The 12,491-nt window shown below is 73.2% G+C and carries 7 protein-coding genes; 4 read left to right on the top strand and 3 right to left on the bottom strand.

Annotation, left to right across the window (positions count from 1 at the left end; all coding sequences use genetic code 11):
* Positions 1 to 13 precede the first annotated feature (13 nt).
* Both B5D80_RS02635 and B5D80_RS02630 read right to left on the bottom strand, forming a co-directional pair.
* Positions 14 to 931, bottom strand: a complete 918-nt coding sequence (locus tag B5D80_RS02635; protein WP_211291364.1) for a 2-hydroxy-acid oxidase — start codon at positions 929 to 931, stop codon at positions 14 to 16.
* A gap of 64 nt (positions 932 to 995) precedes the next feature.
* Complete coding sequence (locus B5D80_RS02630; RefSeq protein WP_088642144.1) at positions 996 to 1,940, bottom strand: 3-oxoacyl-[acyl-carrier-protein] synthase III C-terminal domain-containing protein; 945 nt, start codon at positions 1,938 to 1,940, stop codon at positions 996 to 998.
* A gap of 168 nt (positions 1,941 to 2,108) precedes the next feature.
* Between B5D80_RS02630 and B5D80_RS02625 the strand changes: the two genes are divergently transcribed.
* The 4 genes from B5D80_RS02625 (at position 2,109) to B5D80_RS02610 (ending at position 6,947) form a co-directional block, all read left to right on the top strand.
* Positions 2,109 to 3,290, top strand: a complete 1,182-nt coding sequence (locus B5D80_RS02625) for a glycosyltransferase (RefSeq protein WP_088642143.1) — start codon at positions 2,109 to 2,111, stop codon at positions 3,288 to 3,290.
* An 81-nt stretch (positions 3,291 to 3,371) separates the two neighbouring features.
* A complete protein-coding gene (locus tag B5D80_RS02620) occupies positions 3,372 to 4,352 on the top strand; it encodes an ATP-binding cassette domain-containing protein (RefSeq protein WP_088642142.1) in 981 nt (326 codons plus the stop codon).
* Between the two features lie 25 nt (positions 4,353 to 4,377).
* Entirely contained in the window at positions 4,378 to 5,142 is a 765-nt protein-coding gene (locus B5D80_RS02615) for an ABC transporter permease (protein ID WP_088642141.1), read from the top strand.
* Between the two features lie 188 nt (positions 5,143 to 5,330).
* Positions 5,331 to 6,947, top strand: a complete 1,617-nt coding sequence (locus tag B5D80_RS02610) for a class I adenylate-forming enzyme family protein (protein ID WP_211291368.1) — start codon at positions 5,331 to 5,333, stop codon at positions 6,945 to 6,947.
* Positions 6,948 to 7,012: 65 nt separating this feature from the next.
* Here B5D80_RS02610 and B5D80_RS02605 read toward each other — a convergent pair whose 3' ends face one another.
* Positions 7,013 to 12,478, bottom strand: a complete 5,466-nt coding sequence (locus B5D80_RS02605; protein WP_088642139.1) for an ATP-binding protein — start codon at positions 12,476 to 12,478, stop codon at positions 7,013 to 7,015.
* Positions 12,479 to 12,491: the final 13 nt, after the last annotated feature.

Here is a 12,491-nt window from a genome sequence, read left to right as displayed (position 1 = left end):
CGGCGGGGGCCGGTCAGCGGGGGCGGGTGTCGACCGGGGTGGTCTCCCAGCCGGTCAGGCAGAGGTAGCGCAGGTCCGGGTCGTAGTCGGCGGTCAGCACCGGCCCGGACCGGGCCGGGCCGGCGGCGAGGACGTCGAGCAGGGTCCACCACGGTCCGGTGACCGGCTGCCCCGGCGGGGCGACGGTCACCCCGCCGGTCGGGTGCGCCGGCCAGGCCGCGGCGAGGTCGACGCCGAGCACGATCCGGGTGTCGGGCCGGCCCGCCGACAGCGCGGCCAGTTCGGACCCGGCCAGCGCCGCGACGTCGCCGGCCGCCACGTCGGGATGCTGGCGGAGCACCGTCATCCGGGCCGGGGCGGGCACCACGTCGCCAGCGGGGTCCGGCCCCGGCTCCGTCCCGGCCACCGGGGCGGTGCGGTAGAGCATGGCGACGGCCTGCTGCCGGGCCGGGGCGGGCGTCGGCGTGCGGTACGGCAGCACAGCCTGGTCGACGGCGATCAGCAGGGCCGTGGTGCCGCCGTCCGGGGACGCGTACGCGTGGGCGAGCCGGAGACCGCTGACGACCGCCGCCGGCCCCTGGTCGCAGACGGCGAAGGAGAGCGGCGTCCCCGGGCAGAGGTGGCTCAGGTAGGTGGCGGTGGCCCGGCCGGGCAGCACGTCGTGCCGGGCGAACGCCAGCACGAGCAGGTCCACCGGTTCGTGTGGCGGCACGAGCGCCCCGATCAGCGCCTCGGCCATCTCCGCGTGGGACCGGCCCAGCGCCTCCTGCCCCGGGCCGTCCGGCAGCTCCAGCCCGTACGGGTGGGCCAGGTCGGCCAGGTAGCGGGCGGACCGGGCCCGCTGCTTCGGGTCGTCCAGCAGCGTGGACGGCCCGGTGAAGACCCGCCGGGCGGCCCGGATCAGGTGCAGGTCGGTCGACGGGACCGCCATCGCGGTGCTCCTTCCTCGGTGTCCGGCCGGTGGGCGGTCCCGGTGGGCGAAGACCATCGCGGTGTCAGTGGGCGAAGACCATCGCGGCGAAGGTCGCGCCCTCGCCGGCCCCGACCGCCGCGACCAGGTAACGGTCACCCGGGCTCAGCAGGCCCCGGTCGCGGGCGGTCAGGTAGTTGGTGAACGCGTCCGCGCAGAACACGTGGCCGGTCTCCCGGACGTTGTCCAGCAGCACCCGGTCGCGGGGGAACCCGATCAGCCGGCTCAGCCGTTGCCAGGTCACCACGTTGACGTTGTGCGGCAGGATCAGCCGGATGTCGTCGAGGTCCACCCCGGCCACCGTGAGGGCCCGGCCGATCACGTCCGCCAGCGCCGGCCGGTACTCGCGCTGGAACTGCGCGCCGGACGCGCCACCGGCGACGTCGAACTCGCCCCGCTGCCGGCACGCGTAGCCGAGCAGCCGGTCCCGGGGGCCGTCGAGGCTGACCAGGCACGCCGACGCCCCCTCGCTGAACACCGAGGTCTCCGGGATGAACTGGGCGTCCCTGGTGAACGCCTTCTCGGCGGTGAGCACCAGCGCCAGCGGCCCCCCGCCCGGCGGGTGCGGCCCCGGCTCGGCGGCCAGCAGCCGGCCGGCCATCTCGACGGCGAGCAGCGCGCTGGCACAGGACTGCTGGGTCAGGGTGAAGGAGACCGCGTGGCCGAGCCCCAGCGCGCGGCACACGTCGTGCAACGGGTTGACCGGGTACGGCACGACGACGGGGAACGCCCGCCCGTACAGCACGAACCGGACCCGGTGCTCCTGCCCGCGCAGGGCGGTGAGCCCGGTCGCGGCCTGCCGGAGCAGGTCGGCCAGGGACCGGTCGGGATCGCGGCGTACCTGGTCGAGACCGTGGAACCGGCGGAACAGCCGGACCTGCATCTCGGTCAGCTCCAGCGGGCCGGCCAGGCTCTCGATGGGGACGCGGTGCGGCGGCAGGTGGACGGCGACCGCGTCGAGCGCCGTCATGCCGCCGGTGCCTCAGTCGACCGGGGGTGGCCGGCGACCGGGCCGGAACCCCTCGCACCGCCGCAGGACACAGTGGACGGTCGCACCCGGGAACGTTGCTCGTCGACCGCCACGTCAGGAATCCCATCAGCGGCGTCGGTCGCTGTCAACGCGTGCCAGAATATCGACGTGTCCCGCTTCCTGTTCGTCGTCCTGCCGGTGGCGTCGCATCTCAACGCCCCGCTCGCCATCGGCCAGGCGCTCCGGGCAGCCGGGCACGAGGTGGCGTGGTGCGGTCCCCGCACCGACCTGCGCCCGCTGATCGGCCCCGACGCGACGCTCTACCCGACCGGCAAGCGGTACTTCCGCCTCGACGGCGAGACCGGCATGGCGTCGGTGCGCACCCTCTGGGAGGGGCACGTGCTGCCGGTCAACCGGTTCATCCGGGACGCCGTCGACCGGGCGGTCGCCGACCACCGGCCGGACGTCGTCGTCGTCGACCAGTACGCGTTGGTCGGCGCGCTGGCCGCGCACCGGCACGGGGTGCCGTGGGCGACCTTCTGCGTCGGCGCGCTGGAACTCACCCCGCCGGACCTGCCCGGGTTCGGCGACCACGTGCGCGCGCAACTGGGCAGGGTGTGGGCGATGACCGACCTGCCCGTCGACGACGCGATCGACCTGCGGTTCTCGCCGTACCTGGTGCTGGGGTTGACCAGCACGGCGCTGACCGGCGCGACGCCGCTGCCGGCGCGGTGCGTGCTGACCGGCCCGGCCCTGGGTCACCACCCCGACGCGCCGGCCTTCGACTGGGCCGCCTGGGACCCTTCCCGCCGGCATGTGCTGGTCACCGTCGGGACGATGGCCGAGCACCTGGCCCGGGACTTCTACCGGCGGATGATGGCCGCGACGGCGGCCCTGGCCGACCGGGTGCAGGTGGTGGTCACCGCCTCGCCCGACGTGCTGCCCGAGCCGCCCGCGCACGTGCTGGCCGCCCCCCGGGTGCCGGTGCTGGAGCTGATGCCCCGGCTGGACGCGGTGGTGTCGCACGGCGGGCTGGGCACCATCACCGAGGCGTTGGCGCACGGCGTGCCGGTGGTCGTCGCGCCGATCCGGCACGACCACCCGACGGTGGCCCGTCAGGTGACCGACGCGGGCGCCGGCACCGAGGTCGCGTTCGCCTCGGCCACCCCGGCGGACCTCACCGCCGCGCTGACCGCCGTCCTCGACGATCCGGGCTACCGGGAGGGGGCCCGCCGGGTGGGCGAGTCGTTCGCCGCCGCCGGTGGCGCGGCCGCCGCCGCCCGGCACCTGGCCGCCCTGGCCGCCCGGCCCATCGAGCATTGTCCTTCGGGTACGGCCGCACTAGCCTGACCTGACGCACCCGCACGGGTGTCGCCGTCCATGGTCGACACCCCCCCGTGGCCCGGCGTCGTCCCCGTCCGAGGAGGCTCGATGATCGAGGCCACCGGCCTGCGCAAGTCCTACCGGGTCGGCCGTGGCCGCAAGGCCGGCACCGTCGAGGCGGTGCGGGGGGTGGACTTCGCCGTGGAGCGGGGCGAGATCGTCGGGTTCCTCGGCCCCAACGGCGCGGGCAAGTCCACCACCATGCGGATGCTGGCCACGCTGATCCGCCCGGACGGGGGCCGGGCGACGATCGCGGGTGTCGACCTGCTGCGGGCCCCGGCCCAGGTGCGCCGGCAGATCGGTTTCGTGGCCCAGGCCAGCGGCACCTACGACGACTCTACGGCCCGCCGGGACCTGGTGCTCCAGGCCCGGCTGTACGGCTTCGGCAAGGCCGAGGCGCAGCGCCGGGCCGAGGCGGCGATCGGGGCGTTCCAGCTCGACGACTTCGCCGACCGGCGGATCAGGACGTACTCCGGGGGGCAGCGTCGGCGGCTCGACGTGGCGCTCGGGGTGATCCACTCTCCGCAGGTCATCTTCCTCGACGAACCGACCGCCGGGCTGGACCCGCCGAGCCGGGTACGGATGTGGCAGGAGGTCCGGCGGCTGCGTGCCGAGGGCATGACGATCTTCCTCACCACCCACTACCTCGACGAGGCCGACACCCTGTGCGACAGGCTGTCCATCATCGACGGTGGCCGGATCGTCGCCGAGGGCACCCCGTCGGATCTCAAGCGGGAGATCTCCGGTGACGTGGTCGCGATCGACCTGACCCGCGCCGACGTGACCGACGGCCCGGCCGACGCCGACCTGCCGATCGCCGCGAAGCTGCTGGCCGAGCAGCCGTACGTGCACTCGTCGGAGGCGGTCGACGGGACTCTGCGCCTCTACGTGGACAGTGCCGCGACGGCGATTCCGCAGATCATGCGCACCCTGTTGACGCGGGGGGTCGAGCCGGGGGCGATCGAGGCCCGCCGGCCCAGCCTCGACGACGTCTTCCTGGCCAAGACCGGCCGCTCCCTTCAGGAGTGACCCGGCCGGCACGAGAGGAGCCGCAGTGAAACTGGTCCGCGACACCTGGCTGATCTTCCAACAGGAGGTCGGCCTGATGGTGCGCAACCCGGTGATGGTGGCGTTCAGCCTGGCCCAGCCGGTCACCTACCTCATCCTGTTCGCCCCGTTCCTCAAGGTGGTGATGGTCGACCGGGGCGCTTCCTCGTACGCCGACGCCTACCGCATCTACGTGCCCGGCCTGTTCGTGGCGATGGGCCTGTTCGGTGGCCTGTTCGCCGGGTACGGGCTGCTCAGCGCGCTGCGCGCCGGCATCATCGACAGGTGCCGGGTGACCCCGGTGAGCCGGACCGGCCTGCTGCTGGGCCGGGCCCTGATGCACGTCTGCCTCAACGTGGTGCAGGCGGTGATCATCACGGTCGTGGCGTTGCCGTTCGGGTTGCGGGTGCACCTGGGCAACCTGCTCATCTCGTACGCGCTGCTGTCGGTGATGGTGCTGCTGAGCACCTCGATCTCGTACGACATCGCGCTGCTGGTACGCAACGAGAACAGCCTCGGCGTGCTGGTCAACACCGTCGGCCAGCCGATCTCACTGCTCGCCGGGGTGCTCATCCCGCTCGTGCTGGCACCACTGTGGATCCAGCAGGTCGCGGTCTGGAACCCGTTCTCCTGGGCGACCAACGGCATGCGGGCGTTGTTCAACGGGCAGATCACCGAACCCGTGGTCTGGCAGGGCGCCCTCATCATGATCGTGCTGGCCGCGGTCAGCCTGGTCTGGTCGTCGCACCTGTTCAACCGCGAGGTCTCCTGACCCCGACCCGCCGTGGACCGGGCGGCGTGACCAGGATTGATGTTGGCCATTGTCTGCCGGTGATCGGCGCTCTAGCCTGAGCGTGTCCCAGATCGGCTGCTGCGCCGGGGTGCGGCGACCGTGAGCGTGCCAGGTGAGGAGACAACTCGTTGGGTGCCGACAACTTCCGGGCGACGCTCGCTGCCGACATGGAGCTGGGGGCCGGCAACGTGCTGCTCCGGCTCGCCGAACACGGTGCCGACCCGGATTCACCCCGGGTGACCTTCGACGTCGACGTGGACGGCATCCCCGCCTGGACGCCGCTGTCGTTGGCCACCCTGACCGAACGGGTCGCCGCCCGCGCCGACTGGTTCCGGCGGCGGGGCGTCGGCTGGCGTGACCCGGTCGCGGTCTACGTGACGTCCGCGCCCGACGTGTTCCTCAACTTCTTCGCCCTCAACCGGCTCGGCGCGATCCCGGCCCTGATGAACGGCAACATGCCGATCGAGTTGGCAGCCGAGTTCATCAGGCGGCTGCGCGGTGTCGGCGTCGTCGTCGACGCCGACCACGCCGCGCTGCGTGAGCACGACCTCGGGGTGCCGATCCTCGGCGACGCCGCCGAGACCGGCACCGGCGACCCCGACCAGGCCCCACCGCACTACCGCCACCACCCCGAGGACCCGGTCGCCATCACCCACTCGTCGGGCACCACCCGGGTGCCGGCCGCGATCGTCCACTCGCACCACGGGCTGTTCGCCGCCATCCGGGCCGTCCGGCTCACCGAATCCCGCCCGTACGGCGAGGTGCGCGAGCTGTCCGTGCTGCCGGCCGCGCACGCCGCCGGCATCATCACGGTCAACCAGGCGCTGTGCAACAGCTACCAACTGCTCTACCTGTCGGCGCAGGGTGGCCCGTTCGCCAGCAGCGCCGAGACGATCCTCGACGCCATCGAACGCTGGCGGCCGACAGGCGTCTTCGGCTTCGCGGTGACCTGGTCCGAGCTGGCCCGCCACGACCTGACCACCCGCGACCTGGGTTCCGTGCGCAACTGGTTCAACACCGGGGACTGCGCCCACGAGTCGCACGTGCGCCGGCTGGTCGCCGTGGGCAGCCACCCCGCGTACACCCGGCAGGGGATGGTGGACGTGCCCGGGTCCAAGTTCGTCGACATGCTCGGCTCCACCGAGATGGGCCACGGCGCGTTCCGGATCAGCCACCGCCTCGGCAGCGACAACTACGACCGCTGCGTCGGCAAGCCGTACCCGTTCGCGCAGATCGCCCTGCTCGACGTGACCACCGGCGAGGAGGTCCCCGAGGGACAGGTGGGGCACGTCGGGCTCAAGTCGCCGACCCTGGCGCTCGGGTACTGGAACGACTCGGTCAACACGTTCCGCACCCGGCTGGGCGGCTACTACCTGACCGGTGACCTGATGTACCGCGACCCGGACGGCAACTACCACCACGTCGACCGGGCCAGCGACGCGGTCGACCTGGGCGACGGCAACTGGCTCTACACGGCGCTGTCCGAGGAACGCATCCTGAAGCACTGCCCCGACGTACGGGACTGCACGGTCATCGCGGCCCGGGAGGCCGACGAGCGGACCGTCACCGAGGTGCTGCTCGTGCTCGCCGAGGACGCCGACCCGGAACTCGACCGCTCCGACCAGGTCCGGGCCGCGCTCGGACCGGTGGTCGCCGCGACGCTGCGGCGGGTGGTCACGGTGCCGGCGGACGGCGTGGTGATGGGGCCGACGGGCAAGGTCCGCAAGTTCCTGATGCGCCAGCGGCTGCTGGCCGACGTCGGGGCGACGGCCAGCACCGGCTGACCCGTGAAACGCCCCGCGCCCCGACCGCTCACGGCGGCCGGGGCGCGGGGCGTTACCGACGGGCGTCAGCCCAGTCGGGACTCGATCGCCTCGATGACGCGGGGGCGCAGCTCGGCGGCCCGGATCACCGCGTCGACCGAGCCGACCTCCACCGCCCGCCCGATGTTGTGCACCCGGTCGAACTCCGCCGCCACCTCGCCGAGCTTCTCCGCGCGGACCGCCGCGCGGGTCTCGTCGAGTTCCGCGGTGAGCGCGGCCCGCTCGGTGCCGGTGGCCGCCGCGACCCGCGCCTCCATGTCGCGTACCCGCAGGTCGGCTGCGGTACGGGCGTTGACGTCGCCGGAGAACACCACCGCCGCCGCCGGTGCGCCGCCGAGCACCGAGGCGAACGAGCCCTCCAGCGCCAGCACGGTCATGTTCGGGTTCAGCGCCTTGGAGAAGACCACGAACGCCCCACCGTGGTACCGGGAGATCACGCAGAACACGATCGGTCCCCGGAAGTTGACGATCGCCCGGCCGATCTCGGCCCCGTACTCCAGTTGCAGCTTGCGCATCGACTCGGGCGAGCCGTCGAAGCCCGACAGGTTGGCCAGCACCACCAGCGGCCGGTTGCCGCTGGCCGCGTTGATCGCCCGCGCGGCCTTCTTGGACGAGCGGGGGAACAGGGTGCCCGCGGTGTAGGTGTCCGGGCCGTCGGTGGGCGGGAAGCCCCGCCGGGTCACCGACCGCGACTCGATGCCGAGCAGGCAGACCGGGATGCCACCGAGGTGGACGTCCTGCACCACTGCGGTCTCCGCGTCGGCCATGCCCGCCCACCGCTCCAGCACCGGGTGGTCCTGATCGGACAGTGCCCGCATCACCGTACGGATGTCGAACGGCTTCTTGCGGTCCGGGTTGGCGGTGGCGGAGAAGATCTCGCCGACCGTGGTGAAGTCGCTGCCCGCCACGGTGTGCGGGAAGGTGGAGATGTCCCGGTCCACCGGGTCGGCGGTGGTCGCCCGGCGCGGCTCGCTCTCCCCGGGCGCGACGTACGTGTGGTCGTAGTACGCCATCAGCACGTCCCGGGCCGCCGTCAGGTTCGGCGCCCAGTACTGCGCCTGCCCGTTGGGGCCCATCACCCGGTCGTAGCCGCCGATGCCGAAGTTGTCCTCGGCCGACACCCCGCCGGAGAAGTCCAGCGACTGCTTGCCGGTGAGCACCATCGCGGCCTCCGGCGTCATCACCAGGATGCCCCGGGTGTGCATGAGCATCGTCGCCTCGGCGTTCCAGTACGGCTGGGCGCCCACGTTGATCCCCGCGACCACGATGTTGATCTCACCGCCGTCCTGGGTGAACTCGACGATCCGCTTGAGCGCCGCCGCCACCCAGTCCATGTTCTCGGTGCCCGACGTCATCGAGATCCGCGCCCCGGCCGACAGGGCGTACCACTCCAGGGGCACCCGGAGCCGCTCGGCGAGGTCCAGGGCGGCGATCACCCGACGGCACTCGCCCTCGGAGAGCGCGCCGAGCGACTTGGTCGGGTCGCCCAGCAGCACCACCCGGGTGACGCCCTGCGGGTGCCTCGGGGTCGGCGTGGTGACCACGCCCGCGACGATCGCCGCCGTGTTGCGTCCCCGGGGCCGGTCCACCGGCACCAGCGCGTGGTCCTCGTCGAGGTCGTGCTCGACGAACTGGCCGAGCAGCCCGGTCAGCTCGTACGGGTAGACCGTGTTACGGCTGCTGGCCCGCAGCACCTTCAGCCGGTAGTCGTCGAGCGGCTCGACCGGGTCGACCGGCGGCTCACCCACGGTCAGCTCGGCCCCGCCGGTGGCGTCGAACGCGATCCGCACCGCGATCTTGTTCAGCTCGCCGGTCCGGCGGTCGCGCTGCCGCGCGATGAACAGGATCTCCTCCAGCCCCGCGCCGACGGTCGTCGGGCGGACCCGACCGGCGATCATCTCCATCTCCTCGCGGGTCAGGTCGCTCGGCGGCCAGACGTAGATGACGATCCGGTTGGTGTTGAAGCGGGTCTTCGACGGGCGACGGGTCTGCGCCCGACGGATCGAGTCCAGGCAGGTGGCGACGATGTCCTCGGCCGTGGGCAGGGCGACCAGCCGCCCGTCGTGCTCCCGCAACGCGGTCAGGTCGCGCACCTGGGCGAACGCGACGAGCCGCTCGTCGGACGGGTTCTCCCGCGCGACGGCCTGGAAGAGGTAGACCTCCTCGTCCGACGACGGCAGCCGGGTCAGGTCGAACTTGCGCAGCCGCTCCAACTGCATCCGCTGCGCGATGTACGGGTGCAGGCCCCGGATCAGCCGCTCCTCGCTCATCCCGGTGCTCGACGGGCGGAACGTGAAGTGGTGGTGCATCACCGCGCCGCCGCGCCCGGCGACGGTGGTGGTGAGCCGGCGGACCTGGGCCGGCAGCGGATGCGCGTTGACGACCTCCAGCAGCGCCGCGGCCATCGCGTCGAAGTCCTCCGGCTGGTTCTCCCAGCCCAGGTAGATGTCGGCGTCGACGGCCGAGCCGTCCCCGGCCAGCTCGGCGAGACCGCGCAGCGCGTCGCCCAGCGCGTCGAACCGGACGGCGGCGGAGAGCAGGCTGGAGTCGGCCCGTTCGGCGACCACGAACGTGCAGTCCGCCACCCGACGGGTCCGCACGTCGGCCAGGCCCTTGTTGCCGTAGTACCGCCGGGTCAGCACCTCCAGCATCACCGCGTTGTCGAGGTGGTCCCGCACGAGCCGCTGGCCGAGCACCCGGACCAGGGGTTCGGTGCTGCGGACCATCTCCGCGACCCGCTCGGCGCGGTCCGCCGCGTCCGGGTGCGCGTCCAGGTGACGCAGGTGCCGGCGGACGGAGGCGTACAGCCGGGCCCGGTTGCGCAGCAGCAGCGGCTGGGCGAACCAGGCGAACACCACCCCGCGCGCCAGGTCGGCGACGACCGGGAAACGCACCTGCGTCGCCGCCACCAGCCGCTCCAACGCGAGGCCGGCGGGCTCGCGCAGCACCGCGTCCGGCGGCGGCTCACGCAGCCAGGCGCGCAGCAACGTCGCGATGACCGTCGCGTCGGTGGCCGCCCGCTGCTGGGCCAGGAAGATCCGGAACACGGCGGCCTCGAGGGCGGGGGAGCGGTCCAGCTCGGTGACGCCGTAGTGGCCGAGCGCCTTGGCCAGCTTGGCCTGGAAGTGCGCCGGCAGACCGGCCCGCTCGACGTCGAGGCTCTGCAGGTAGGTGTGGAAGTACTCACGGGCGCTGGGGACGTGGTTGTCGCCGCTGGCGTCCTCCCCGGTCAGCCGGTTGCGGCTGAGTTCGGCGAGGTCGGCGAAGACGTCGACGAGATCGATCTCCTCGGCCAGCGGGCGGTGGCCGTCCTCGATGGCGGCCCGCCGCGCGGCGAGGTACTCGTCGAGCACCCGGCCGTCGTCGTGCGGGTCCACGTCGAAGCCCAGCAGCAGCCCACGGAGGTCCTCCTGGCCGCGCCGGGACCGCTCGATCGCCGGGGCCTGGTCGGGCGCGGCGGGCAGGTCCAGGGCGACCGGCGCGGCGGCCTCGGCGTCCGGGGCGTCGTCGGTGTCGTCGGCGAGGGGTTCCAGCCGCAGCAGCGCCGCGCCGGCCTCCACCTGGCTGCCGACGGAGACGCCGCACTCCTTGAGCCGGGCCCGGAACGGTGCCCGCAGCACCGTCTCCATCTTCATCGCCTCCAGCACCAGCACCGGTGCGCCCGCCTCGACCTCGGCGCCCACCTCCACCGGGGTGGCGACGACCAGCGCCGGCATCGGCGAACGGACCACGCCGCCCTCGTCGCGGCCGACCCGGTGGGTCACGCCGTCCACCTCGACCAGGTGGATCGCGCCGTGGGTGCCGGTGAGCAGCCGGTACCGGGTGCCGTTGACGGCGATCTGCCCGGTGTGCCTGTCGAAGCGGTCCAGCTCGACGTCGGCGGTGTGCACGTCGCCGCCGGCCTCGATGCCGACCCGGAACCGGTGCGCGCCGACCCGGGCCACCCGCATCCGGTAGCCGACGCCGCGCAGCTTGAGGTCCAGCGGCCGGCCGCTGGCGTGCTGCACCTGGGGCCGTCCGCCGAACGCCGTCGACATCAGCCGCTGCTGCTCGGCCTGCTCCTGTTCCTCGTACGCCTCGATCGCGGCGGCGGCGAGCGCGACGGCGGAGTGCCGGTGCGACACGAGCCGGCCCTCGGCGCGTACCCGGTCGATCCAGCCGGTGTCGGCGCTGGCGTCGATCACCTCGGGCTGGTCGAGCAGGTCGAGCACGAAGCTCTTGTTCGTCGCGCCACCCTCGATGATCACCGTGGTCTCGGCCATCGCCCGGCGCAGCCGGCCGAGCGCCTCGTCCCGGTCCCGCCCGTACGCGATGATCTTCGCGATCATCGAGTCGAAGTCGGCCGGGATGGTGTCGCCCTCGCTGACCCCGGTGTCGACCCGGATGCCGGGGCCGGCGGGCAGGTCCAGCCGGGCGATCCGGCCCGGGGCGGGGGCGAAGTCGCGGTCCGGGTCCTCGGCGTTGAGCCGGGCCTCGATGGCGTGCCCGCGCTCCAGCGGCGGCACACCGTCGAGCCGGCCGCCCGCCGCGACGTGCAGCTGCGCCTTGACCAGGTCGAACCCGGTGGTCAGCTCGGTGATCGGGTGCTCCACCTGGAGCCGGGTGTTGACCTCCAGGAAGGCGAACAGCCGGTCACCCGGGTGGTAGAGGAACTCGACGGTCGCGGCACCCCGGTAGCCGACCGCGACGGCCAGCCGCTCGGCCGAGGACTTGAGTTCGGCCGTCTGCTCCGGGCCGAGCACCGGCGAGGCCGACTCCTCGATGACCTTCTGGTTGCGCCGCTGCACCGAGCAGTCCCGTACGCCGAGCGCCCAGGCGGTGCCCTGACCGTCCGCGATCACCTGCACCTCGACGTGCCGGGCACCGGTGACCAGGCGCTCCAGGAACACGATCCCGCTACCGAAGGCGCGGGCCGCCTCCTGGCTGGTGCGCTGGTAGGCGTCGGCCAGCTCGGCGTCGCTGGTGACCACGCGGATGCCCCGCCCGCCACCACCTGCGGTCGCCTTGAGCATCAGCGGGTAGCCGATCTCGGCGGCGGCGGCGATCGCGGCCTCCAGGGTCTCCACCGCGCCCCGGCTCCACGGCGCGACCGGCACGCCGACCTCCTCGGCGATCAGCTTCGCGCCGATCTTGTCGCCGAGCTTGCGCATCGCGTCCGGGCTCGGCCCGACGAAGGTGATGCCGATCTTCTCGCACAGCTCCGCGAAGGCCGGGTCCTCGGCGACGAAACCCCACCCGACCCACGCCGCGTCGGCCCCGGTCTCGACCAGGGCGTGCTCGAGCTTCTTCAGGTCGAGGTACGGCCGGGCGGACGCCGGACCCAGGTCGTAGGCGATGTCGGCCTCGCGGACGAAGGTCGCGGTGCGGTCGACGTCGGTATAGAGGGCCACCGTCTCGATGGGAGTGTCGGTCTGCGCGGCCAACTCTCGGACCGCGTGAATGAGGCGCATCGCGGCCTCACCCCGGTTGACGATGGCGACACGGCTGAACACCCGACCGACTCCT

The organism is Micromonospora wenchangensis (assembly GCF_002210435.1).
GTDB classification, from domain to species: domain Bacteria; phylum Actinomycetota; class Actinomycetes; order Mycobacteriales; family Micromonosporaceae; genus Micromonospora; species Micromonospora wenchangensis.
Note: the sequence above shows the minus strand (reverse complement) of the source record. Positions and strands in the feature narration are given on the sequence as shown.

Coding starts and splice junctions, on each gene's coding strand:
- B5D80_RS02610 (WP_211291368.1), top strand. CDS start 5,331: ATGGAGCTGGGGGCCGGCAACGTGCTGCTCCGGCTCGCCGAACACGGT.
- B5D80_RS02635 (WP_211291364.1), bottom strand. CDS start 931: ATGGCGGTCCCGTCGACCGACCTGCACCTGATCCGGGCCGCCCGGCGG.
- B5D80_RS02630 (WP_088642144.1), bottom strand. CDS start 1,940: ATGACGGCGCTCGACGCGGTCGCCGTCCACCTGCCGCCGCACCGCGTC.
- B5D80_RS02620 (WP_088642142.1), top strand. CDS start 3,372: ATGATCGAGGCCACCGGCCTGCGCAAGTCCTACCGGGTCGGCCGTGGC.